Source organism: Mycobacterium riyadhense (genome assembly GCF_963853645.1).
Classification (GTDB): domain Bacteria; phylum Actinomycetota; class Actinomycetes; order Mycobacteriales; family Mycobacteriaceae; genus Mycobacterium; species Mycobacterium riyadhense.
The window spans coordinates 5,091,141-5,117,075 of the sequence record NZ_OY970456.1; the positions used below are offsets into that span (position 1 = coordinate 5,091,141).

At 63.0% G+C, this 25,935-nt stretch carries 14 protein-coding genes and 1 pseudogene; 4 read left to right on the plus strand and 11 right to left on the minus strand.

Annotated elements, in window-relative coordinates:
- Positions 1-17: 17 nt before the first annotated feature.
- The 5 genes from AADZ78_RS22375 to AADZ78_RS22395 form a co-directional block, all read right to left on the minus strand.
- The gene (locus tag AADZ78_RS22375) at positions 18-8,813 is read right to left on the minus strand and encodes a PPE family protein (protein WP_341343621.1); all 8,796 of its coding nucleotides are present in this window, start codon (positions 8,811-8,813) and stop codon (positions 18-20) included.
- Between the two features lie 278 nt (positions 8,814-9,091).
- Positions 9,092-11,479 (minus strand): cation-translocating P-type ATPase, encoded by a 2,388-nt coding sequence (locus AADZ78_RS22380; RefSeq protein WP_085249003.1) that lies wholly within the window; start codon positions 11,477-11,479, stop codon positions 9,092-9,094.
- Positions 11,476-13,068 carry a serine hydrolase gene (locus AADZ78_RS22385; RefSeq protein ID WP_085249004.1) on the minus strand — a complete coding sequence of 531 codons (1,593 nt, stop codon included), beginning with the start codon at positions 13,066-13,068 and terminating at the stop codon, positions 11,476-11,478. The genes AADZ78_RS22380 and AADZ78_RS22385 overlap by 4 nt, the downstream gene beginning before the upstream one ends.
- A 65-nt stretch (positions 13,069-13,133) precedes the next feature.
- On the minus strand, positions 13,134-16,265 hold the full coding sequence (locus tag AADZ78_RS22390) for a PPE family protein (protein WP_085249005.1): 3,132 nt from the start codon (positions 16,263-16,265) through the stop codon (positions 13,134-13,136).
- A 120-nt stretch (positions 16,266-16,385) separates the two neighbouring features.
- Positions 16,386-17,924 (minus strand): PE family protein, encoded by a 1,539-nt coding sequence (locus AADZ78_RS22395; RefSeq protein WP_085249006.1) that lies wholly within the window; start codon positions 17,922-17,924, stop codon positions 16,386-16,388.
- Positions 17,925-18,273: 349 nt separating this feature from the next.
- Here AADZ78_RS22395 and AADZ78_RS22400 point away from each other — a divergent pair, with 349 nt between their 5' ends.
- Entirely contained in the window at positions 18,274-18,906 is a 633-nt protein-coding gene (locus AADZ78_RS22400) for a TetR/AcrR family transcriptional regulator (protein WP_239655059.1), read from the plus strand.
- Between the two features lie 19 nt (positions 18,907-18,925).
- Here the strand turns inward: AADZ78_RS22400 and AADZ78_RS22405 are convergent, their stop codons facing one another.
- On the minus strand, positions 18,926-19,567 hold the full coding sequence (locus AADZ78_RS22405) for a CDP-alcohol phosphatidyltransferase family protein (RefSeq protein WP_169726220.1): 642 nt from the start codon (positions 19,565-19,567) through the stop codon (positions 18,926-18,928).
- Between the two features lie 549 nt (positions 19,568-20,116).
- Between AADZ78_RS22405 and AADZ78_RS22410 the strand changes: the two genes are divergently transcribed.
- Positions 20,117-20,749, plus strand: a complete 633-nt coding sequence (locus AADZ78_RS22410) for a TetR/AcrR family transcriptional regulator (protein ID WP_239656690.1) — start codon at positions 20,117-20,119, stop codon at positions 20,747-20,749.
- A 220-nt stretch (positions 20,750-20,969) separates the two neighbouring features.
- On the opposite strand, the pseudogene AADZ78_RS22415 reads toward AADZ78_RS22410, so the two are convergent.
- From AADZ78_RS22415 to AADZ78_RS22425, 3 genes and pseudogenes are all read right to left on the minus strand, one after another.
- A pseudogene (locus AADZ78_RS22415) lies at positions 20,970-21,203 on the minus strand (CDP-alcohol phosphatidyltransferase family protein); the annotation flags it as partial.
- A gap of 488 nt (positions 21,204-21,691) precedes the next feature.
- On the minus strand, positions 21,692-21,898 hold the full coding sequence (locus AADZ78_RS22420; RefSeq protein ID WP_169726222.1) for a hypothetical protein: 207 nt from the start codon (positions 21,896-21,898) through the stop codon (positions 21,692-21,694).
- Positions 21,891-22,178 (minus strand): hypothetical protein, encoded by a 288-nt coding sequence (locus AADZ78_RS22425; RefSeq protein ID WP_169726223.1) that lies wholly within the window; start codon positions 22,176-22,178, stop codon positions 21,891-21,893. The genes AADZ78_RS22420 and AADZ78_RS22425 overlap by 8 nt, the downstream gene beginning before the upstream one ends.
- 45 nt (positions 22,179-22,223) lie before the next feature.
- Between AADZ78_RS22425 and AADZ78_RS22430 the strand changes: the two genes are divergently transcribed.
- Positions 22,224-22,490 carry a hypothetical protein gene (locus AADZ78_RS22430; protein ID WP_169726224.1) on the plus strand — a complete coding sequence of 89 codons (267 nt, stop codon included), beginning with the start codon at positions 22,224-22,226 and terminating at the stop codon, positions 22,488-22,490.
- A gap of 18 nt (positions 22,491-22,508) precedes the next feature.
- Here AADZ78_RS22430 and AADZ78_RS22435 read toward each other — a convergent pair whose 3' ends face one another.
- Together AADZ78_RS22435 and AADZ78_RS22440 are read right to left on the minus strand one after the other, a co-directional pair.
- Entirely contained in the window at positions 22,509-23,621 is a 1,113-nt protein-coding gene (locus AADZ78_RS22435; protein ID WP_085249011.1) for an MBL fold metallo-hydrolase, read from the minus strand.
- 5 nt (positions 23,622-23,626) lie between these two features.
- Positions 23,627-24,358, minus strand: a complete 732-nt coding sequence (locus AADZ78_RS22440; protein ID WP_085249012.1) for an enoyl-CoA hydratase — start codon at positions 24,356-24,358, stop codon at positions 23,627-23,629.
- Between the two features lie 28 nt (positions 24,359-24,386).
- Between AADZ78_RS22440 and AADZ78_RS22445 the strand changes: the two genes are divergently transcribed.
- Complete coding sequence (locus AADZ78_RS22445) at positions 24,387-25,904, plus strand: acetyl-coenzyme A carboxylase carboxyl transferase subunits beta/alpha (RefSeq protein ID WP_085249046.1); 1,518 nt, start codon at positions 24,387-24,389, stop codon at positions 25,902-25,904.
- Positions 25,905-25,935: the final 31 nt, after the last annotated feature.

The following is a 25,935-nucleotide window of genomic DNA, read 5'->3' on the forward strand; positions in this document are numbered from 1 at the left end:
CCCGACGCAAGCGACCGCTAGTAGGGCACTGTGCCGTTGAGGAAGAGACCCGAGAGTCGGCTGCCGATGTTGTTGACGCCCGAGACGATGCCGGCTACCGCCAGGCCGAGGGCGTTGGTGTTGCTGATACCCGACATGGTGTGGCCCAGGTTGGTCAGGCCGGAAAGGAGCTCGCCGCCGTAGTTTTCAAAGCCCGATACCTGGGAGCCGACGTTCCAGAGTCCTGAGATGGTGTCGCCGACATTGCCGAACCCGGATGCGTTGCCGTCACCGGAGTTGAAGAAGCCCGACGACGGAGCATCCGTGGTGTTCCCGTAGCCCGGGGCCGCGTCGAGGTGGAAGACCGGCACGGTGATGCCGCCGATGTTGCCGGCGATGCCCACATTGAGCATTGTCGAGTCGCTGCCCAGCGTGAGGTTGAGCGGGATCTCGGAGATGGTGATTCGCGGGACCTGGATTGGCTCGAGCGAAGAATCGAGGGGGACCGTAATTGTGATCGGCAGGCCGTCGATGTGCACGGTGAAATGTATATCGCCAGGTAGCGAGATCGGGATCCCGATTCCTCCGGACTCCCCGTCGACGACGAGGTCGAGGTTGACCGGGATCGCGGCGCCGCCGCCGCCGTGGATGGTGAAGGGTTCGACGCTCAGGCCGGTGATGTTGCCGGTGATGGGCAGTTTGAGCACGCCGCTGGCGCCCAGGGTGACCGGGATCGCCGGGATGGTCAAGGTGTAGTCGGCCTCCATCAGCCCCTGACCGTCCCCGCGCCAGAAAAACCCGTTGTTGCCGTCCCCGGACACAAACGCCCCGGTATTCAGATCCCCGCTATTGGCCCACCCGGTATTGAGGTCCCCGGTGTTAAAACTGCCCGTGTTGGTGTTCCCCGGGTTAAACGAACCCGTATTGAACATCCCGGCATTGAAGCCCCCCGAATTATAACTACCCGCATTACCCCACCCGGTGTTAAACCCACCAGCATTCAACAACCCCGTATTCGCCGACCCACTATTACCGATCCCGGTATTGAAACTGCCCGAGTTCGCGATCCCGAAATTCCCCGTCCCCGAGTTGAAGAACCCGATATTACCGCTACCCGAGTTGAACAACCCCACATTACCGCTCCCCGTATTCCAACCCCCGAACCCGACCTGATTCTCCCCCGTCAGCCCGATCCCAATATTGTTGTTCCCCTGATTACCAAACCCGAAATTCCCCACCCCACTATTACCCCACCCCGTGTTGAAACTCCCACTATTCCCCCACCCCCGGTTACCATCCCCAACATTCCCACCACCCACATTGCCGCTGCCGACATTGCCGCTGCCCTGGTTGTGATCACCAACATTGCCGCTGCCCACATTCCCATCACCCACATTCCCATCACCCACATTCCCACCACCCACATTCCCACTGCCCACATTCCCCGCACCCTGGTTGCCCAGCCCCGCACTCAACGCACCCACCCCAGCCACCTGATCACCAGCCATACCCACACCCGACCCCATACCGGTCACCGAGTTAAACCACCCCGACACCTGATCACCCAGGTTGAACAACCCCGACCCCAACGACCCCACATTCCCCCACCCCGAATACCCCACACCACCCGTCGCGACATTGCCCCACCCCGAACCACCACCAGAATTCCCAAACCCCGACCCACTACCCCCACCACCATTGAAAAACCCCGACGACGGCGCACTACCCGAATTCCCGAACCCCGGCCCCGGCGACACCTCCCACACCGGCACCACAATCGGCCCCACCCCCGGACCCGACACCGCCAAATGCAACGGACCATCAACCGACAACGTCAACTGCGGGCCGGTAATCGTTATGGGATCGACAACGAAGGGGCCGACGGTCCCGGTCAGGCTATTCCCGCCACCATTGCTGGATAGATGTACCGTCGGAATGGTAAATGAGTCCACCACGATATTGCCGAGGGCACCGGATACGGGGATGTGCAGGGGGGTGTCGACGGCCAGGTCGAGCCCGATCCTGGGGATGGTCAGGGTGTACTCGGAGGCGAACTGTCCCTGGTTGTCGCCGCGCCAAAAGAAGCCGTTGTTCTGGCTGCCCTGGTTGAACCCGCCGGTATTGAGATCCCCGGTGTTGGCCCACCCGGTGTTGAGATCCCCGGTGTTAAACCAGCCGGTGTTGACATCCCCAGGGTTAAACGACCCGGTATTCGAGGCGCCAGCGTTGAAACCGCCCGTGTTGTAACCGCCCGCATTAGCCCAGCCGGTGTTGAGCACCCCGGAGTTGAACACCCCCGTGCTGAGCCGGCCCGAATTGAACAACCCCGTATCCAGACTGCCCGAGTTCCCCACCCCCCAGTTACCGCTCCCGGAGTTGAACAACCCCACATTGCCCGACCCCGAGTTGAACAACCCCACATTGCCCGACCCCGAATTCCAGCCCCCGAACCCCACCTGACCACTACCGGTCAACCCGATCCCAATATTGTTGCTACCCGTATTGGCCAACCCAATATTACCCAGCCCGCTATTGCCCAGCCCGAAGTTATAGTCACCGGCATTACCGAACCCAATGTTGTACGAACCCAGATTCCCCCACCCAAGGTTATACCCACCCAAATTCCCCGAACCCAGGTTATAACTACCCACACTCCCCGAACCGAAATTGAAATCACCCAAATTCCCGAACCCAACATTACCGACCCCCACATTCCCCACACCCACATTCCCCACACCAACATCGGCCAACCCGAAATTACCCACACCCAAATTCGCCAACCCGCCATTGAAGAAGACCCCCGACAGGTTCTCACCGGAATTACCCACACCCGAGCTCGCCAAACCCAACACGCTGGTATTGGCGATCCCCGACAACGAATCACCCATGTTGGTCAGCCCCGACAGCAGGCTGCCCACATTCTTAAACCCCGACGCTTGCGAAGCGTTGTTCCAGAACCCCGACAACCGATCACCGACATTGCCAAACCCCGACGCGCTGCCGTCACCGGAATTAAAGAAACCCGACGACGGAGCATCCGTGGTGTTCCCGAACCCCGGCTCCGCAGACATATGAAACACCGGAACCGTGATCCCACCCACCGTGCCACCCACATCGGCCACCAACGACGTCGTGTCACCACCCACCACAAAATCGTGGAAGTCTATGGTGTTGATCCTGATCCGCGGGGTGGTGATCGGGCTTATTGAGTCCTCGACGTCTACCAGGATAGAAATTGGCAGTTCGGGGACATGGACGGTGAAGCCCAAGTCGGTGTCGGGGATGCCGACGTGGACGCTGGTGCCGCTGGTGTGTCCGAGGAGGGTGAACCTGGCGTCTAATGGGATTGCGGCGCCGCCGCCGCCGTGGATGGTGAAGGGTTCGACGCTTAGCCCGGTGATGTTGCCGGTGATGGGGAGTTTGAGCACACCGCTGGCGCCCAGGGTGAGCGGGATCGCCGGGATGGTCAAGGTGTAGTCGGCTTCCATCAACCCCTGACCGTCCCCGCGCCAGAAGAACCCGTTGTTGCCGTCCCCGGACACAAACGCCCCGGTATTCAGATCCCCGCTATTGGCCCACCCGGTGTTGAGGTCCCCGGTGTTAAAGCTGCCCGTGTTGGTGTTCCCCGGGTTAAACGAACCCGTATTGAACATCCCAGCATTGAAACCCCCCGAATTATAACTACCCGCATTACCCCACCCGGTGTTAAACCCACCAGCATTCAACAACCCCGTATTCGCCGACCCACTATTACCGACCCCGGTATTGAAACTGCCCGAATTCCCGATCCCGAAATTCCCCGTCCCCGAGTTGAAGAACCCGATATTACCGCTACCCGAGTTGAACAACCCCACATTACCGGTCCCCGTGTTCCAACCCCCGAACCCAACCTGATTATCCCCCGTCAACCCGATCCCGAAATTATTGTTCCCCTGATTACCAAACCCGAAATTCCCCACCCCACTATTACCCCACCCCGTATTGAAACTCCCACTATTCCCCCACCCCCGATTACCATCCCCAACATTCCCACCACCCACATTCCCCACACCCACATTCCCACCACCCTGATTATGATCACCAACATTGCCCACCCCCACATTCCCATCACCCACATTCCCATCACCCACATTCCCACCACCCACATTCCCACTGCCCACATTCCCCACACCCTGATTAGCCCACCCCACACTCAACGCACCCACCCCAGCCACCTGATCACCAGCCATACCCACACCCGAGCCCATACCGGTCACCGAGTTAAACCACCCCGACACCTGATCACCCAAGTTAAACAACCCCGACCCCAACGACCCCACATTGCCCCACCCCGAATACCCCACACCACCGGTCACCAGATTCCCCCACCCCGAACCACCACCGGAATTCCCAAACCCCGACGCACTACCCCCACCACCATTGAAGAACCCCGACGACGGCGCATTACCCGAATTCCCGAACCCCGGCCCCGGCGACACCTCCCACACCGGCACCACAATCGGCCCCACCCCCGGACCCGACACCGCCAAATGCAACGGACCATCAACCGACAGGTTCACCGTTGGACCGTTGATCACGATGGCGTCGAACACGATCGGTCCGATCGTGCCGTTCAGATTGTCCCCATTCAGGTGGATCACCGGAATCGTGAATGGCTGGGTGCTGATATTGCCGAGCGTGCCGGATACGGGGATGTGCAGGGGGATGTCGATGGCCAGGTCGAGTCCGATCCTGGGGATGGTCAGGGTGTACTCCGAGGCGAACTGTCCCTGGTTGTCCCCGCGCCAGAAGAAGCCGTTGTTCTGACTACCCTGGTTGAACCCACCGGTATTGAGATCCCCGGTATTGGCCCACCCGGTGTTGAGATCCCCGGTGTTAAACCAGCCGGTATTGGTGTCCCCCGGGTTAAACGACCCCGTATTCAACACCCCGACATTGAAACCACCCGTATTGTAATCACCCGCATTGGCCCACCCGGTGTTCAACAACCCGGCATTGAACAACCCCGTGTTGAGCCGACCCGAGTTGAACAACCCCGTACCCAAGCTCCCCGAATTCCCCACACCCCAGTTCCCGCTGCCCGAGTTGAACAACCCCACATTGCCCGACCCCGAGTTGAACAACCCCACATTGCCCGACCCCGAATTCCAGCCCCCAAACCCCACCTGACCACTACCGGTCAACCCGATCCCCACATTGTTGCTACCCGTATTACCCAACCCGACATTACCCACCCCGCTATTACCCAACCCGAAGTTATAATCCCCGGCATTACCGAACCCAACATTGTACGAACCCAGATTCCCCCACCCAAAGTTATACCCACCCAAATTCCCCGAACCCAGGTTATAACTACCCACACTCCCCGAACCGAAATTGAAATCACCCAAATTCCCAAACCCAACATTACCCACCCCCACATTCCCCACACCCACATTACCCACACCAACATCGGCCAACCCGAAATTACCCAGACCCAAATTCGCCAACCCGCCGTTGAAGAAGACCCCCGACAGGTTCTCACCGGAATTACCCACACCCGAGCTCGCCAAACCCAACACGTTGGTATTGGCGATCCCCGACAACGAATCACCCATGTTGGTCAGCCCCGACAACAGGCTGCCCACATTCTTATACCCCGAAGCCTGCGAAGCGTTGTTCCAGAACCCCGACAACCGATCACCGACATTGCCGAACCCCGACGCGCTGCCGTCACCGGAATTAAAGAAACCCGACGACGGAGCATCCGTGGTGTTCCCGAACCCCGGCTCCGCAGACATATGAAACACCGGAACCGTAATCCCACCCACCGTGCCACCCACATTGGCCACCAACGACGTCGTATCACCACCCACCACAAAATCGTGGAACTCGATGACGTTGAAGGTGATTCGCGGGGTGGTGATGACGCTCAGTTCATTATCGATGGTTAGACCCAACACGAGTGGGACCCGCGGTATCGGGACGTTCACGTTGGTGTCGATGACAGGTATGTGGACTCTGATGCTCAGCGCATCGGACTCGAAGCCGTTGATTGTGACATCGAGGTCTATGGGAACTCCCGCGCCGCCGCCGCCGTGGATGGTGAAGGGTTCGACGCTTAGCCCGGTGATGTTGCCGGTGATGGGGAGTTTGAGCACACCGCTGGCGCCCAGGGTGACCGGGATCGCCGGGATGGTCAAGGTGTAGTCGGCTTCCATCAACCCCTGACCGTCCCCGCGCCAGAAGAACCCGTTGTTGCCGTCCCCGGACACAAACGCCCCGGTATTCAGATCCCCGCTATTGGCCCACCCGGTGTTGAGGTCCCCGGTGTTAAAGCTGCCCGTGTTGGTGTTCCCCGGGTTAAACGAACCCGTATTGAACATCCCGGCATTGAAGCCCCCCGAATTATAACTACCCGCATTACCCCAGCCGGTGTTAAACCCACCAGCATTCAACAACCCCGTATTCGCCGACCCACTATTACCGACCCCGGTATTGAAACTGCCCGAATTCCCGATCCCGAAATTCCCCGTCCCCGAGTTGAAGAACCCGATATTACCGCTACCCGAGTTGAACAACCCCACATTACCGGTCCCCGTGTTCCAACCCCCGAACCCAACCTGATTATCCCCCGTCAACCCGATCCCGAAATTATTGTTCCCCTGATTACCAAACCCGAAATTCCTCACCCCACTATTACCCCACCCCGTATTGAAACTCCCACTATTCCCCCACCCCCGATTACCATCCCCAACATTCCCACCACCCACATTCCCCACACCCACATTCCCACCACCCTGATTATGATCACCAACATTGCCCACCCCCACATTCCCATCACCCACATTCCCACCACCCACATTCCCACCACCCACATTCCCACTGCCCACATTCCCCACACCCTGATTAGCCCACCCCACACTCAACGCACCCACCCCAGCCACCTGATCACCAGCCATACCCACACCCGAGCCCATACCGGTCACCGAGTTAAACCACCCCGACACCTGATCACCCAAGTTAAACAACCCCGACCCCAACGACCCCACATTGCCCCACCCCGAATACCCCACACCACCGGTCACCAGATTCCCCCACCCCGAACCACCACCGGAATTCCCAAACCCCGACGCACTACCCCCACCACCATTGAAGAACCCCGACGACGGCGCACTACCCGAATTCCCGAACCCCGGCCCCGGCGACACCTCCCACACCGGCACCACAATCGGCCCCACCCCCGGACCCGACACCGCCAAATGCAACGGACCATCAACCGACAACACCAACTGCGGACCCGTTACCCGAATCGTGTCAACCACGATCGGACCAATTGTGCCGCTGAGCCTGCTCCCATTCAGCTGCAAGGTCGGAATCGTAAAAGACGGCACATTTATGTACGGGGTACCGTTCGCATCAAAACTACCGAGAGATCCCGCTATTGGAATATTAAGCGGAATATCCACGGCCAGGTCGAGTCCGATCCTGGGGATGGTCAGGGTGTACTCCGAGGCGAACTGTCCCTGGTTGTCCCCACGCCAGAAGAAGCCGTTGTTCTGACTACCCTGGTTGAACCCACCGGTATTGAGATCCCCGGTATTGGCCCACCCGGTGTTGAGATCCCCGGTGTTAAACCAGCCGGTATTGGTGTCCCCCGGGTTAAGCGACCCCGTATTCAACACCCCGACATTGAAACCACCCGTGTTGTAATCACCCGCATTGGCCCACCCGGTGTTCAACAACCCGGCATTGAACAACCCCGTGTTGAGCCGACCCGAGTTGAACAACCCCGTACCCAAGCTCCCCGAATTCCCCACACCCCAGTTCCCGCTCCCGGAGTTGAACAACCCCACATTGCCCGACCCCGAGTTGAACAACCCCACATTGCCCGACCCCGAATTCCAGCCCCCAAACCCCACCTGACCACTACCGGTCAACCCGATCCCCACATTGTTGCTACCCGTATTACCCAACCCGACATTACCCACCCCGCTATTACCCAACCCGAAGTTATAATCACCGGCATTACCGAACCCAACATTGTACGAGCCCAGATTCCCCCACCCAAAGTTATACCCACCCAAATTCCCCGAACCCAGGTTATAACTACCCACACTCCCCGAACCGAAATTGAAATCACCCAAATTCCCAAACCCAACATTACCCACCCCCACATTCCCCGCACCCGCACTCCCGACACCAATGTTGGCGAAGCCCACATTCCCCGCGCCCAGATTCGCCAACCCCGCATTGAAGATGCTGGCGCGGCCCGCGGCCTCGTACATCGCCGCCTGGGCGGATGCTGCAATAACCGCGCCGGCTGCGGGCGGGCTCTGCACCAGCTGGGTGAATGGCGTCAATGCCGCAGCAATCGCCGAAGCCCCCGCACGATAGCCAAACATCGCGGCCACGTCCTGTGCCCACATCAGCTCATATTCGGCCTCGACGGCCGCGATGGCCGGAGCATTAAATCCCAGCAAGTTGGTGGTCACCAGCGACATCAGCTGCGATCGGTTGGTCAAGACGGCGATCGGATGCACCGTCGCGGCCAAGGTGTTCTCGAATGCGGTGACCATCAATCGAGCCTGACCGGCCGCCTGTTCGGCCTGTGTACCCGTGGCGGTCAACCACGCCAAATACAGTCCGGCCACGTCGCCCATCGCCATCGACGCCGGGCCCTGCCACGACGAACCGGCCAGTTCAGCGGTGACGGCGGAGAACGCGGTCGCCGCCGTCCCCAATTCTGCGGCTAGTTCTTCCCAGGCCTGGGCCGCCGCGAGCAGCGAACCTGCGCCGGCGCCGCCGAATATGCGTGCCGAATTTATCTCGGGTGGCGATACCGAAAAATTCATCGCCGCAGCCTCTCTCAGGCTGCCTTGATAAAGCCGCCCGCCTGCCAATCACAGCCCACGACAACCCGACGGTCCCCGGGATTCGCCCGGTTGTCGCCCAGTGGCTGATAACGCATCAGCATACGGCGGTCGTGGTAGGAACTTGGGCACTTTATCAAAAAAATGACCACTGGTCATACCCCGATTTGTTGCCTTGCTTTGTAAAGTTTTTATACAGGTCGCTGACCGCGACTTTCGAATAGAATTTACTTTGTTAGCTTCACTATCGGTGCTGTCTCCTACTGCCACACTCGCGGTTTCACGCCAAGCATCCTGGCGCGGATCCACCACATCGCCTCGATCGTCGCCACCCCCACCACGCCGATCACTAACGCGACTGACGTCGCCCCCACATTGGACGGGTCGAGCAGAAACTTCTCCCGCGCCAGCGGGAGACTGAAGATCACAACGTAGGCCAACCCCGAGGTAATCACTAGCGCCAGTCGCCACCACTGATAAGGCCGCGCCGCCACCGCCAGCACCCAGAGCGCCGTCATCAGCAACGTGATCAGCGCGGCCGTCGATGCCTGGTCCTGCTCCACCCACGTTGCCTCGCGGCCGTGATAAGCCGCCAGGTAAGAGGCAAAGGTCGCGACGCCGACGATAAGCCCGGACGGCAGCGCGGCCGTCAGCACCCGCCGCACGAAGCCCGGATACGCCCGCTCGTTATTGGGCGCCAAGGACAGAATGAACGCCGGGATCCCGATGGTGAACCAGGCCGCGATGGTGACGTGTATCGGCTGAAACGGAAACAACAGCGGATCGACGCCCAACGGCTTGGCAAACAAGCATTCAATACCGACGAGCACCGCCAATAGCACCGAGTACACCGTCTTGGTCAGAAACAGATTCGCGACCCGCTCGATATTTCCTATCACTCGCCGGCCCTCCCCCACCACGTGGGGCAGCGTCGCAAACCTGTTGTCCAGCAATACGATTTGCGCCACAGCCCGCGACGCCGGACTGCCCGCGCCCATCGCCACCCCGATGTCTGCGTCCTTGAGGGCCAGCACGTCGTTGACGCCGTCGCCGGTCATCGCCACGGTGTGCCCATGCGATTGCAGGGCATGGACCATGGCGCGCTTCTGATCGGGCCGCACCCTGCCAAAGGTGGTGTGGGAATCCAGCGTCTCAGCGAGTTCGGCCAGCTCGGTAGGGAGTCGACGCGCGTCCATGGTCTGGCCGTGCAGCCCGAGCTTCTCAGCGACCGCACCGACCGACACCGCGTTGTCGCCGGAGATCACCTTGACCGACACATCTTGGGCACCAAAGTATTCCAGTGTTTCAGCGGCGTCAGGTCGCACCTTTTGCTCCAGCACCACCAGCGCGACCGGGCTGACCCGGCCCGGTGCGTCGGGATGGTCCACGGCCACGTCGGCGGCGCCCAACAACAGCACCCGCAGCCCTTGGGCCCCAATCCGCTCTCCCCGTTCGGCGGCCGCCGACGCCGGATCGAGCAGCACGTCGGGTGCTCCGATCACCCAGTTACCACGCTCGCGGTATGACACGCCGCTCCATTTGGTCGCGGACTTGAAAGGCGCTGTCGCGGTGGCGATCCAGCCGGGTGGCGAGTGGTATGCCTCGGCGATTGCCTGCATGCTGGCGTTGGGGCGGGTGTCGGCGGCCGCCAACGATGCCAACACGTCGGCAACGGTTACGTCGGTCGCTTCGAAGGCCGCTTCAAGTTCCTCGACATCCGAGACGCGCATACCGCTTTCAGTCAGGGTTCCGGTCTTGTCGGCACAGACCACGTCGACTCGGGCCAATCCCTCGATGGCGGGCAATTCCTGCACCAGGCATCGGCGTTGTCCGAGTCGGACAACGCCGACCGCGAACGCGATCGAGGTCATCAACACCAACCCTTCGGGGACCATCGGCACCAACGCACCCACCATCCGCAGCACCGACTCCCGCCATCCCGCGTGCGTGGTGAACAGTTGGGTGTAGATGGTCAGCAGCCCCGCGGGTATCAGCAGGTAGGTGATGAACTGAAGAATCTTGTTAATGCCGTTGCGCAGTTCGGATTTCACCAAGGTGAACTTGCTGGCCTCGGCGGCCAGTTTGGCGGCATATGCTTCGTGGCCCACCTTGGTGGCGCGGTAGGCGCCGGTGCCGGCGACGACGAAGCTTCCCGACATCACCGCATCGCCGGCGTCTTTGGCGATCGGATCGGCCTCACCCGTCAGCAATGATTCGTCGATCTCGAGGTTCTCCTCGTCGACGACCTCGCCGTCGACCACTATTTGATCCCCGGGGCCGATCTCGATGATGTCGTCGAGCACCACCTCGTTCGGCGATAGCTTGCGTGTTCCGGATTGCCTGCGCACCAATGGTTTTGCCTGTCCGACGATCGCCAACTTATCCAGTGTCTGCTTGGCCCGGATTTCCTGGACCATGCCGATGACGCTGTTGGCGACTATGAGCAGGCCGAACAGCCCGTTGATCACCGAGCCGGTGGCCAGCACGATGAGCAACAGCACACCCAGTATCGCGTTGATCCGGGTGAATACGTTGGCCCTGACGATGTCGGCGATGCTGCGCGTGACGCGTGCCGAAACGTCGTTGGTCTTGCCTTCGGCTATCCGTTGTGCCACTTCGGCATCGGTCAAGCCGCCGGCGCTCGTCATCGGGTGAACGTTCCCAGTTTGTCGGAGTCGTAGTACTCCAGGTTCAGCGTCGCGGTGGGGAACCCGGAGAAGCTCGCCTTGGAAATCGTTCCGGGTGGGGCATTTTCGGTCGACAACGCGAACGCGAAGGTGTCACCGTCCCAATGGGTCAAAGTGAAGGTCTGGTTCTTCGGGCCCAGCGACAGTTGCAGTTGACCGTCGCGTTCGGCCACGGTGGCCGGACCCCAGTAGTCGTTGGCATACACGCCGACGTAGTCGCGTAGCGGCCGGGCCGGTGTCGGGCCGGGCGGGGGCTGCTTGCCCACCAGCGAACCCTCCGGATTGTTCAGCGGGGCAATTTGCTGGCGGTACAAGCTCGCCCAGTTCTCTCGCACTTGGCCGTATTGCACCAGATCCATGAACTCGGCGGTCAACGTCTCCGGCACGCCATACGGAGCGGCATTGGTCAGGGCGATGATGCCGATGTCTTCAGACGGCAGCACTGCGAAGTTCGTTGCGGCGCCCATCGCGAAGCCGCCGGAATGGCTGTACTGCGTGCGACCCGAGGAGGTCACGGACACGTTGAACCCATGACCGTACGTTCCTGCCCTGGCCCCCGGCGAGCCAGCGGCCACCGAGATGACCTGGGGGGTGATTGCGGGCAGCAGGGCCTCCGGCGAGGTTATCCGCTGGCCGTTGTATGCGCCGTTGGCCATGACCATGGTTAGCCAGCGCGCCATGTCGTTGATCGACGAACTCACGCCGCCCGCCGGCGTCTGGGCATCGGGATCGCGTTGGAAACGTGGCTCCCAGTTGTCTCCGACCTTGACGTGGTTGACCGCATGGTTGGGCCGGGCCACGAAATCGGCGAACTTCGAACTCGTGGACGCCATCCCCAGCGGGCGGTAGAGCACCTCGTCGGATAAGTCCTCCCAGGATTTGCCGGCCGCCGCCGCGGCGGCCTCGGCGGCGGCGGTCACCCCGAAGTTGGTGTATGCGTAGCTGATTCGAAAAGGAGCCAGCGGCAGGTACTTGAGCCGCTCGAGCACCTGCTGGCGGTCGTAACCTAGATCCTCCAACGCGTCGCCGGCGTGATCGGGCAGCCCGGAGCGGTGCGAATACAGGTCGGCGATCGTCACATGACTGGTGACGTAGGGATCGCTGAGCGAAAACCACGTCAGCTTCGACGCCACCGGCGTATCCCAGCCGACCACATTGGCACTGACCTCATGCGCCAGCACCGTCGCGCCCACCGATTTCGAGATCGACGCCAGCTGGAAGACGGTGTCGGCGTCCACCTTGTTGTCCGGGCCACCGCCCTTGCTTGCGTCCCTGACGCCGAAACCCTTGGCGTACACCGTCTTTCCGCCATGCACGATGGCTACGGCCATGCCCGGTATGCCGGTGTTTTTCATCAGCTCGGCTACCAAGCCGTCGACCTTTGTCACCGCTGCGTCGATGCGGCCGGCGGGAATGTCCACGCCCGAGACCTCATTGGGCGGGACGTTGGACAACGTGGCCGGCGGCCTGGAGGCTTGCTGCGCAGGACCGCACCCGACCAGCGCCTGCAACATCACTACGACTGCGGCTGCTGCCGCGCGTTTGGTCATGGCCGCCGATAGTAGTCAACCCGGGCCGCCAGGCCCTGTGCGCTGCCGGTTGTGCACCCAGCCAGTTACGGCCAAATGTTGCGGAAGAAACCCGAGATGTCCTTGCCGATGCTGGCCCAACCCGATACCAGGCCGCCGGAGTTTCCGAAGCCCGAACCGCCACCAACACCGGTGTTGAAGAAGCCCGACGACGGGTTGGTGGTCGAGTTTCCTATTCCTGGGCCTGCCGGGATGTCGATGATCGGAACGCTGATGGGGCCGATGGTGCCGGCGACAGGAATGCTTAATGGCGTGGGGCCGACGGTGACGTTCAACGGAATTGCGTTAATAACGATCGGCGGGAGGGTCACCCTGATAAGGTCGAATTGGTCGGCGTCGATTTCGATCGATCCTGGATTAACATGCACGTGTATCTTGATCCCATTGTATACTTCCTGGTCGAAGTTCCCACCCAGTATTTCTCCACTTACGAGGATGCTGTTGACGGTGATAGTTTGGACGCTGCCGGTGACAGGTATATTCAAATTGATGAGCGCACCAATGTTCACTGGGACTTCGGGAATGGTCATCTTGTAGGACGCGCCCACTATGCCTTGGCCGGTTCCTCTCCAAAAGAAGCCGTTATTCATGTTGCCCGAGACGAAAGCGCCCGTGTTGATATCACCAATATTGGCCACGCCCGTATTGGCATCACCAAGGTTGAAATATCCGGTGTTGACGTTGCCCGGGTTGTAGCCGCCAGTGTTGGTGTTGCCTACGTTGAGGATGCCCGTGTTGGCGCTGCCCACGTTGAACAGACCGGCGTTGTAGCCGCCCGAGTTTCCGATGCCGAGGTTTCCGTTGCCGGAGTTGAAGAAGCCGACGTTTCCGCTGCCAGAGTTGAATAGGCCGATGTTTCCGCTGCCTGAGTCCAGGCCGCCGAAACCCAACTGGTAGTCGCCGGTAAGCGCGACACCGGTGTTATAGGTTCCTGAGTTTGCGATACCCCAGTTGGCGGTGCCCGTGTTCCCCAAGCCAAGGTTTACGCTGCCCAGGTTTCCGAACCCGATGTTGTAGCTGCCGTTGTTCCCGCTACCAATGTTGAAGCTACCGTTGTTCCCGCTGCCCAGGTTGAAGCTGCCGTGGTTGCCGTTGCCCAGGTTGAACTCACCCAGGTTTGCGTTGCCGAAATTTAGACCGCCCTGGTTCGCAAAACCCAGATTGAATACGGTGCTGTGGCCCGCGATGGAAGCGCTGGTCTGCCCCGGGTTCGCGAAGAACAGGCCCGACAGATGGTCACCGACATTTCCGAAACCCGAGACAATACCCGGCGTACCAGGACTCAACGTGCCTGTGTTGTACCAGCCCGAAAGGCTGTCGCCCGCATTGAATAGGCCCGATGCCAGCGCGCCGACATTTCCGTAGCCGGAGATTCCCGAGCCCGCCGTGGCCGCGTTCCACCAGCCTGAGGTGTTGGCTCCGAGGTTCCCGAAGCCCGACCCGCCGCCGTCGCCGCTGTTGAAGAAGCCCGACGAAGGGTTAGCGGTCGTGTTGCCAATGCCCGTGCCTGGCTGGGAGTCGAAGACCGGAATGGTGATGGGGCCGGCGCTGCCGGTGACATTCACGCCCAAGAAATAATTCGGGCCACCAATGCGGATCGCAAATTGGGGACCCGTAACAGTGATGTCTCTAAAAGCCCATCCATTTATGTAATGAGCTCCTCCCGACAGAACGATCGGGCCAATATAGCTGTTTGGGCCAATGTTGGAGAGGGCGCCGATGTTAATTTCAGGAATCGTAATAGGCGGGATATGGATATCGCCGGTGTGGCCGGCTACAGGTATGTTCAGCGGAACACTTATCGGGATGTTCACCGCTATCTTGGGAATGGTAATCACGTAGGATCCGCCCAGCTGGCCCTGGTCATCACGGGCCCAAAAGAATCCGTTGCTCCTGTTGCCCGAATTGAATGCTCCGGTGTTTAGATCTCCCGCATTCGCCACACCCGTGTTGGTGTTGCCCGAGTTGAGGTAGCCCGTATTGACGTCGCCGGAGTTAAAATCGCCGGTATTGAAGTTGCCGATATTGAAGTTGCCTGAGTTGTAGTCGCCCACGTTCGCGATGCCCGTATTTGCCAAACCCGGGTTAAAGAATCCGGTGTTGGCGATGCCAGCATTGAAGAAGCCGGTGTTGTAGCTGCTCGAGTTTCCGATGCCGAAGTTTCCGTTGCCGGAGTTGAAGAAGCCGACGTTTCCGGTGCCCGAGTTGAACAAGCCGATGTTCCCGCTGCCCGAGTTCAGACCCCCTATCCCCACCTGGTAGTCACCGGAAAGCGCGATACCCCTGGCGTAGTTGCCCGAATTCGCGAAACCCCAGTTCGCGAAGCCAGTATTCGCGAAGCCAAGGTTGGAACTGCCGGTGTTCCCGAATCCGTGGTTTCCGCTGCCGTTGTTGCCGAAGCCGACATTGAAGTCGCCGTGGTTTCCGCTGCCCAAGTTGAAATTTCCGACGTTTCCGCTGCCCAGGTTGAAATTGCCGACGTTCGCGGCGCCGACGTTTCCCAGGCCCAAGTTCGCAATGCCCACGTTGAAGATGCTTGCTGCGCCTGGGGGATTCATGACAGCGCCGTTGACCGTGGCGGCGGCGCCGGCCACGTTCGGACCAGCCACGTTTGCGCCGGCTATCTGGCCCGCCAGGCGTTGCACCGGCTGGGCAGCCGATGTCAGTGCGGAAGCCACGGCTAAGGCCTCGGAGTGATAGCCAAACATCGCGGCGACATCCTGTGCCCATATCTGCTCGTATTCGGCCTCGGCGGCGGCGATCGCCGGAGCGTGCTGTCCTAGCAGGTTCGACGTCACCAGAGATACCAGCTGAACACGATTGGCCGTCACCACCTCCGGTCGTACCGTCGCCGCCCGCGCCGCATCGAATGCCGCCCCGGCCCGCATCGCCTGCGCGGCCGCCGCGGCGGCGCGCGCTGCGGAAGCGCTCAACCAACCCACGTACGGTGCCGCCGCGGCCGCCATCGCCGCCGCTGCCGGACCTTGCCACGCCGCGCCAGCCAGCCCTGAGGTCAGCGAGCCGAACGAGGCTGCCGCCGAGCCCAATTCGGCGGCCAGCCCCTCCCAGGCCGTCGCCGCCGCGACTATCGGTCCTGATCCCGCACCGCCAAATATTCGCGCCGAGTTGACCTCTGGTGGCAATACCGAAAAATTCATCAGGCCATCCTCCTTATCTGGCCCCCCTTAACCGACCGCCATCGTCGTGGCCTGCCTCGTGCTCAGTAACCCCCACCACGCAGCGACGAGCGGGTCAATCGTGATGGGTTTCAATCCAACTCAGCCGTGTGCTCCCGGCTGACCGACGGCGCCGAAGCTGCTGACGAACCTTCCGCGGCGGCCGCCGTCACCGCCGCCCCCGCCAATCCCGCCATTTCCGCTAAGACTGCCACCGACTCCGCCGTCCCCGCCGTTCCCGCCACTCCCGCCGTTGCCGATCAGGTAGGCGCCGTTGCCACCGGTGCCACCGGTGCCGCCTTCGCCGCCCGTGCCGGTAAAAGGCCCCGAGAAGATGTCGCCGCCGGCGCCGCCGGCGCCGCCGACCCCACCATCGGCGAACAGCGACGCCCCGGCGTTGCCGCCGCCGCCACCGTCACCACCGCGCCCGCCGGCCATGGTGCCGGTACCGCCAGCACCGCCGCTCCCGCCGGCCCCGCCGTTGCCGGATAGCAGCCCGCCGGTGCCGCCGGACCCGCCGACGCCGCCGTTGGCCGCCGTGATGGAGTCGCCACCGGTGCCGCCGGACCCGCCGGTCCCACCTTTGCCCCATAGCCAGGCATCGCCGCCAGCCCCGCCGGACCCGCCCTTCCCGGGAGTGCCGATGCCAGATTGGGTGCTGACGGTGGCTTGCGCGCCGGTACCGCCGTCCCCGCCGTTCCCGGCATCGCCGAAAAACCCGCCGTGGCCACCGTGACCACCGTCACCCCCGTTACCCCCGAGGCCGAGGGAAAACTGCAGTCCCGCGTTACCGCCGTTGCCGCCCCGACCACCAGCTCCGTACAGCTGCCCGCCGGCACCTCCGTCGCCACCGGCCCCGCCGGCTCCGCTGGACTGACCGTCCGTGGTGGAGATGCCACCGGCACCCCCGACCCCTCCGGTCCCGCCGTTGCCCCACAGCCCGGCGTTCCCGCCGGTACCGCCGGCCCCGCCGGCTTCAGCGCCGGCGACGCTGCTGCCCCCGAGCCCACCGGCACCGCCGTTGCCATACAGCCACCCGCCGTTGCCGCCGCGACCGCCGGCCCCGCCTGTGACGTTCGCACCGCTGTTGCCGCCGGCGCCACCGCGACCGCCATCACCCCACAGCCCGGCATTGCCGCCGTTACCGCCGGCCTGGCTGGCGACCGTGCTATTCCAGCCGTTGCCACCGTTGCCATACAGCCATCCGCCGTCCCCGCCGTCGGGTGAGGCCGCCGTCCCGTCGGCGCCGTTGCCGATCAGCGGCCGCCCGGTCAGTGCCTGCATGGGCGCGTTGACCGCGCCCAATGCGTCCAGTTGCACCCCGGTCGCCGCGGCCAGTGCCTGCTGCATTGGGTTCGCGTTGGCGACTTCAGCACTGCTATACAGACCCGCGCCGGTTGCCAGGTTGTGCACCAACTGGTCGTGGAAGGCGGCCGCGTGAGTGGCCAGCGCCTGGTAACTCTGGGCGTGCGCGCTGAACAACGCCGCAAGACCGGCCGACACCTCATCGGCGCCGGCCGCCAGCACCGTGACGGTCGGAGCCAACGCGGCCGCGTTGGCCGCGCTGATCTCCGACCCAATGCCCGCCGCACTCGCCGCCACTGCCACCAACGCCTCGGGCGCTGCGCGAACGAATGACATGCGAAACCTCCCAACGGGGTCCTCGAACGTATCGCGGCGATCTAAAACTGCCCGAGGAATTTCTTTCCTTTGACGAATTGCCGCTATCCGACGTAAAGATAAACACGAGCTTTCGCTCGCATTCAATTCGTTTTCTGTAGTGCAATCTCAGCCCAAAAATCTCTGGTCAGCGCGGATGCATAGGGGGACGCGCCGACAACCGCTCGCATTCAGTTGCTTGGTTGCGGTGGTTGTTCACACTCGTCGGGCACCCGCGCCAGCGTTGCCTAGCGGAAGCCAGACGCTCCGCGGGTCGGAGGTAACGCCTTTTGTCCCCGAAGCGGCCCTTGACGCGCATATCATTGAGCGCGTGCCCCATCTGATCGCTCGCAAGACACCGGCGCAGGAGCGGTCGAGGGAAACTGTCCGACGCATCCTCGACGCGGCCGCAAGGGTTCTCAAAGAGCGCGGGTACGGCGGTGCGTCGACGAATCGGATCGCCGCGGCGGCCGGCATCAGCCCTGGTTCGCTATATCAATACTTTCCCAATAAGGACGCGATCCTGAAGGCGATGGTCGCAGACTATGCCGAGCAGCTGCAGGACGAAGTATCGACCAAATTGCATGATTTATTCAAATCCGACGGCGACCGCTTAGCTCTGGTGCCGGAGGCAGTGCGGATATGCGTCGACACCATGTTTGAACGACCCGAAATTTTGCTAGTAATCTCCGGGCAGCTGCCGGGATACAGCGCCGCGGACGTGATCAAACCGGTGGAAGAACTTATCAGCGAACTCATCAAGGGATATATGATGGCGGTTCCTAATCCGCCCGTCGACCTGGACGTGGATGGCGCAACGTGGGTCATCGTCCAACTCCTTGAAGTGCCGATACGCTACGTCGTCGAGCGCCCACCCATCGACAAGGATGTGTTTATCAACGAACTGACGCGACTGGTGCTTGGTCATCCGATCGCGCAGGCCCTCCCGGGAACCGGCGGTTGAGGGCGGCAACGCAACCGGCCTACAAACCAGGAGCCGGCACCGGCGCCTGCGTCGGTCGACATGGTGGTCTCGCCGACCGCCAATATCCGACCGAATAGTCGACTAGGGAAACCGCGGTTGCGAGCAGCGCGGCAGCGACGACGGCGGAACTCACCATGAGCCAGCCCGGGGTCGGCTGCGAAGCTAATGCGTAATAGCAGGTCAGGGTCACTATGCAGAAGCCCTGAGCGATGCCTTTGATCTTTCCGCTGCGCCGAGTGCCGCCACAAATCCCCGACCGGCGAAGCGAGAGCTGCCGAACCGTCGAAACCACGGCATCGCGCCCGATCATCACCACGAGGAGTAACGGTGGAAAGACGCCGACGGCGACGAGGGCCACTGCCTCGGTCGTGCGTGCCACATGGTCTACGGTGCTGTCGGCCATTGCCCCCAGGCGGGTTGCCACGCCTAACCGACGCGCGAGGTAACCGTCAAGAACATCGCTGACCTCGACCAGCACGCAAAGCGCGACCATCGCCCGTCGCGCGTCGCCGTCCGGAAAATACGAACACAAGAGAAACCCGAGCGCGAGCGGCAGCCTGGCCATCGTCACACCGAACACCAGTCGGCGTGACGCCGTCGCGGACATCCCCACCGGCGGCTCCAACGGCGTGCCCTTCACATCGGCCTCCCAACGCCGTGCGGTTGCGCGCCCACGAGAGGCCCATAGCCAGCTCTGCGAATCGGTCTGGCCAGATTGCTCGAACCAGATACGCCGATGCCCGCCACGCATTTGCGGGTGCTCTTGTTAGCTCGAGCTGACATGTCGTATCTCCTTCCAACTACGGGCCACGACGCAGCGACGAGCGGGTCAATGTCAAACCCATCTCTTGACGACCCAACAGCTCAGCGCAACCCCGTTCCGACCGCATCGCGGGGATCCAAACTGCTCAGGAGTTTCTTCTCTTTGCCGCTATCCAGCGGAAAGATAAACACGAGCTATCGCTCGCATTCAATTCGTTTTCTATGGCGCAATGTTTGGCCAAAAATCCCTGGTCAGAGCGGATGTATTGGGCGACGTGCCGACCACCGCTCGCATTTACTTCCTTGGTTGCAGTGGGTCGCTTCGGGGTGTTTGGGTGGACTTTGGACCGTCGAGGAAGCGAACCACGCCCGTCGGCATCTAAATCCTTCTCCCTAAGCGGCCATTGACTGACCTATCATGACCCCCGTGCCTCATGTGATTGCTCGCAAGACACCGGCGCAGGAGCGGTCGCGAGAGACTGTCAAGCGCATAATCGATGCAGCCACGAGCGTTCTCAAGGAACGCGGGTACGGCGGTGTGTCGACGAATCGGATCGCTGCTGCGGCCGGCATCAGCCCGGGTTCGCTGTATCAATACTTTCCCAATAAGGACGCGATCCTCAAGGCGGTGGTCGCAGACTATACCGATCAGCTGCACGAGCAAGTGTCGACCAAATTGCACCAACTTTTCAAATCCGAGTGCAGGCGATCGGTTCTAGTGCCAGCGGCAATCCGGATATACGTCGATTCCATGCTGGAACGGCCCGAAATTTTGCAAATAATCTCCGGGCAATTGCCGGGTTATAGCGGAGCGGACTTGATCAAACCGGTGGAAAAACTGATCGGCGAAATCATCAGGGGATACATGCTGGCAGTTCCCAATTCGCCCGCGGACATGGACATCGATGCCGCGACGTGGATCATCGTCCGACTGCTTGGTGCGCCGATACGCTATGTCGTCGAGCGACCGCCCATTGCCAAGGATGTGTTCATTAACGAGATGGCTCGACTCGTGCTCGCCCATCCGATTGCGCAGGTCTTTCGCGGAACCGGCGGCTGACGGCCGGCGCCGCAACCGGCCTACAAACCGGGAGGTGACGCCGGCACCGGTCGCCGTAGCGGTCTCGCCGATTGCCTGTATGCGACCGAATAGTCGACTAGTGAAACCACGGTTGCGAGGAGCGCGGCAGGCCGACTGCAGAACGCAACATGAGCCAACCAGGGGCCGGCCGCGAACCCATTTGGTCAGGGCCACTATGCAGAAGCCCTGGGCAATCCCTTTATCTCTCCGCTCCACCGAGTGCCGCCGCCAACTCCCGCCCGGCGAAGCGAGAGCCGCCGAACCGCCGAACCGCCGAAACCACGACATCGCGCCCGATCATCACCACGAGGTGTGAGGCAGGAAAGGCGCCGACGACGAGGAGAGCCACGGCCACGTTCGTGCGCGCCACCTGGTCTACGGTGCTGTCGGCCATCGCCCCCAGCGGCGTTGATATGCCTAACCGTCGCTCGAGGTGACCGTCCGGAAAAGTACCAACACAAGAGAAACCCGAGCGCGAGCGGCAACCTGGCCATCGTCACACCGAACACCAGTCGATATGGTGCCGTCGCGGACATGCCTCCTCCGACAGGTCCGTCGACGGCCTTGCGGAGCGGTTCGGCGAGTTTGGCTCATACCCGATACGCCGATGTCCGCGACTGGTTTGTGGTCGCAGCTGTTAGCTCACGGTGACATGTCGCGTCTCCGCCAACTACCGGCAACGACGCTGCGACGAGCGGGTTCAATCGTGGTGGTGCTCAACCGAATTCAGCCGTACGCTCCCGGCTGCCCGGCGACAGCAAGGCTTCGGGTCAGCCTGTTGCGGCGCCGTCACGGCCGCCAACGCCGTCATGAAAACCGTCCTCGAACGCATCTCGGCGATCGAAAACCGCCGAGGAATTCCTTCCCGCCAACAAGTTGGCGCGATCCGAGGGAAAGATAAACACGAGCTTTCGCTCCCACTCAATTCGTATTCCGTAGCGCCACCCGGGGGACCAACGGCAGCGGCACCAGCGGCACCGGCGGCAACGGCGGCACCGGCGGCAGCGCCAGCGACGGAGGTACCGGCGGCGCCGGCGGTCTGGGCGGCAACGGCGGCGCCGCCGCCAATAACAACTCCGCTGGTACCGGCGGCAAGGGCGGGAACGGCGGCCTCAGCAGCTCAGGCAATCGCGGTGACCGCGGCGGTGGCGGCCAAGGCGGCGCCGGCAGCGCCGGCGGGACTGGCGGCACCGGCGGCATCGGCGGCAACGGCGGCAACGGCGGCGACGCGATCAACGGCGGCAACGGCGGCAACGGCGGCGACGCGATCAACGGCGGCAACGGCGGCAACGGCAGCGCCGGCGGCCAAGGCGGCACCGCAACCAACAACGGAACCTTCGGCGGTAACGGCGGAACCGGCGGAACCGGCGGCCAAGGCGGCGCGGCACTCGGCATCGGAACCGGCCACGGCGGAACCGGCGGAACCGGCGGCGCCGGCGGCCAAGGCGACGGCGTGGGCTTCGCCGGCCGCGGTGGCGCCGGCGGAGACGGCGGCCAAGGCGGCAGTGGAACCGGCGGCGACGCCGGCGCCGGGGGCACCGGCGGCAACGGCGACCAAGGCGGCACCGGCGGAGCCGGCGGTGACGGCCCCGAAACTGGCCTCGGCGGCGCCGGCGGAGGCGGCGGGCAGCACGGCGTCGGAGGCGTCGGCACCCCTGCCGGCGGCGACGGCAGCGACGGCGCCGACGGCCAAGCCGGCCCGCCCGGAAACACCGCCTAGCGCGAGCCTGCTAGCGAATCACAGCCGCCACCACGGGTTGAACCGCAACGGCACGGCCGGGTCAATCCGCTGACCCGGCAACGGCACCGCCACCTGAACACCGTCCGGTTCAGCCGCCTTCAGCACCCGCTCCACCGGCTCCGCCCACGGATGCGGCGCCAGCCGGAAGGTGCCCCAATGAATCGGCACCAACAGCCCTGTGTCGCTGACATCCAGGTGTGCCCGGACCGCTTCCTCGGGGTTCATGTGAATGTCGGGCCACGCCGTGTTGTACGCACCAATGGGCATCAGGGTCAGATCGAACGGCCCGTGGTCCGCACCAATCTGCGCGAAGCTCTTCGTGTAGCCGGTATCGCCGCCAAAGTAGGCGCGATGGCCGGGCCCAATAAGAGCCCACGACGCCCACAACGTGGTGTTCCGGCTGAAGAACCGACCCGAAAAGTGCCGCGCCGGAAGACAAATCACAGTCAACTCGTCGACCTGAGCACCCTCGTTCCAGTCCAGCTCGACGATGCGGTGCTCCGGAATCCCCCACGCCCGCAGGTGGGCACCCACCCCCAGCGGCACGAAGAACGGAGCCCGCTGAGTGCGGGCCAACCCGCGCACGGTGTCGATATCGAGATGGTCGTAATGGTCGTGGCTAATGACCATCGCGTCGACGGCTGGCAGGCCTTCCAATTGCACCGGCGGCGGATGCAGCCGCTGCGGGCCAACGAGATCCGACGGTGAGCACCGGTCACTCCACACCGGGTCCGTCAGCACGCGGTACCCGTCGACCTCGACCAGTGCCGTCGAGTGCCCGAACCAGCTGACCGCGAGCCGACTGGCGTCTCCGCGGAAGATCTCCGGCGCCGCCAACGGGATCGGCGCTGCGGGCCGGCTACCACCGCGTCCACCCACCAATTCCCAAGCAATGAGCCGCAATTGCTCGCGGTCCATGAGGTACATCGAGGCGGGGTCGACATTGACGAAGGCGCCGTCGCGATAGTTCGGAGAGCCCTCCGACACGGCCTGGATCGACGAAGGGTCGGCACCGAGAGCCGCGGGTGCGCCGTGCAGCGCCCGCAACAGCCAGCCACCCACCGCCAGCGATGCGGTACCGGCTGCCAGTCGCAGCGCTCGGCGCGTCATGGCAGTTAAGCCCCCTGGAACTTCGGTGGCCGCTTCTCCACCCGGGCAATCTGCGCCTCGATGACATCCTGGCTGCCCCAAGCCTTGTCGAACAGCTCCTTGTGTTCGGGCCCCGGTTCCTCAATGGAACCGTCGTCGTTGAGCACCCGCTTGGCGTGTTGTATGGCCAGCGGCGCCAGACCCGCGATCTCGGCGGCCCACTCCTGGGCGTCGGCCAGCGTCCCGATCCGGTTGGCCATCCCGGTGTGCAACGCCATCTCGGCGGTCAGCTTCTCCGCGGTCAGCAGCATCGCGCGGGCCCGACCGTGACCGACCAAAGACGACAGCCGACGGATACTCCAATTATCAAGGGCCAGACCGTATTTCGACGTCGGAAACTGAAAGAACGCTTCCGGAGCCACCACCCGAAGGTCACACTGCATGGCCAATTGCAGGCCCGCGCCAATGGCGGGCCCGTTGATGGCTCCGATCACGGGTATCAATGTCTGGTCCAGGACCCGGTGTAGCTCGATGAGCCGGTCAGGGTAGTCGGCGGCGAAGGCGTCTCCGCTCAAGTCAGCCCCCGCGCAAAACGCCGTGCCCTGACCGGTCAACACGATGGCCCGAACGGACCCGTCGCCCGCCTTCAGCACTGCCTCACGCAGCTCCTCGACCAGCTGGGAGTTCAGCGCATTACGCCGCTCGGGCCGCTGCAGCTCGATGGTCACAACGGCTTCGGTCTGAGTAATGCCGATCATGGGGGTCAGGATATATAGCCTCGTCGTTGTGAGTCGTATCACGACCGACCAGCTGCGGGACGCGGTGCTGGATCAGGGCTCTTTCGTCAGCTGGGACAGTGCGCCGCTTTCCGTACCAACCACCCGCGGGTACGCGCGGGACCTGGCCGCCGCCCGCGCCTCCACCGGCCGTGACGAATCGGTGCTGACCGGCGAGGGGCGCGTCTTCGGACGCCGGGTGGCCACCCTGGTGTGCGAATTCGAGTTCCTGGCCGGCTCGATCGGGGTGGCGGCGGCCGAACGGATCACCGCCGCGGTGGAGCGCGCAACCGCCGAGCGGCTGCCGCTGCTGGCATCCCCGAGTTCGGGCGGCACCCGCATGCAGGAGGGCACCGTCGCGTTTCTGCAGATGGTGAAGATCGCCGCGGCCGTCCGGCTGCACAAACAAGCACATCTCCCCTATCTGGTTTACCTGCGCCATCCGACCACCGGCGGGGTTTTCGCGTCGTGGGGTTCGCTGGGCCATCTCACCCTCGCGCAGCCGGGAGCACTGATCGGACTGCTCGGCCCACGGGTCTACGAGCAGATCTACGGCGAACCATTCCCGCCCGGCATCCAGACCGCGGAGAACCTACAGCGCCGCGGGTTGATCGATGACGTCGTTCCGCTCGACGGGTTGCGACGAACGCTGCACCGGGCGCTGAGCGTGATCGCCGACGCCCCCGGCCCGCTACCCGCCCCACCGCAGTCCGAACCGATGCCCAATGTAGCGGCGTGGGACTCGGTGGTCGCGTCGCGGCGACCAGACCGGCCGGGGGTCGATGACCTGCTACGACACGGCGGCACCGACGTCGTGTTGTTGTCCGATACCGGGCCCGACGAGGCGGCGACCATGCTGCTGGCGCTGGCCCGGCTTGCCGGGCAGCCCGCGGTGGTGCTCGGCCAGCGGCGAGGTAGCGGCGGGTCAGAGGGAAGGGTCGGTCCCGCGTCACTACGCGCGGCCCGACGCGGAATGGCGCTGGCCGCCGAACTGCGCCTACCGCTGGTGCTGGTCATCGACACCGCCGGCCCGGCGTTGCCGGTCGAGGCCGAGCAGGGCGGGCTGGCGGGCCAGATCGCGCAGTGCCTGGCCGAGCTCGTCACACTGGACACCCCGACGGTGTCGGTCCTGCTTGGTCAGGGCAGCAGCGGACCGGCGCTGGCGATGGTGCCAGCCGACCGGGCGCTGGCCGCGCTGCACGGCTGGCTGGCACCCTTACCGCCGGAGGGAGCGAGCGCCATCGTTTTCCGCGACACCACTCATGCCGCGGAACTGGCTGCGGCCCAAGGCATTCGGTCGGCTGATCTGCTGGCTTCCGGGATCGTTGACGCAATCATCCCGGAGCATCCCGACGCCGCGGATGAACCGGTCGAGTTCTGCGAGCGACTGTCCAGCGCCATCGCCTCCGAGCTCGACGCGCTGCGTGAAATACCTGCTCCCGAACGCCTCGCCGCGCGCCTAGACCGGTACCGACGCATCGGCCTGCCCCCAACCCGCGACACAAACGTCACGCACACGACACGCTGAAAAAGAGGTACCTGACTTGAATCTGGGCGAA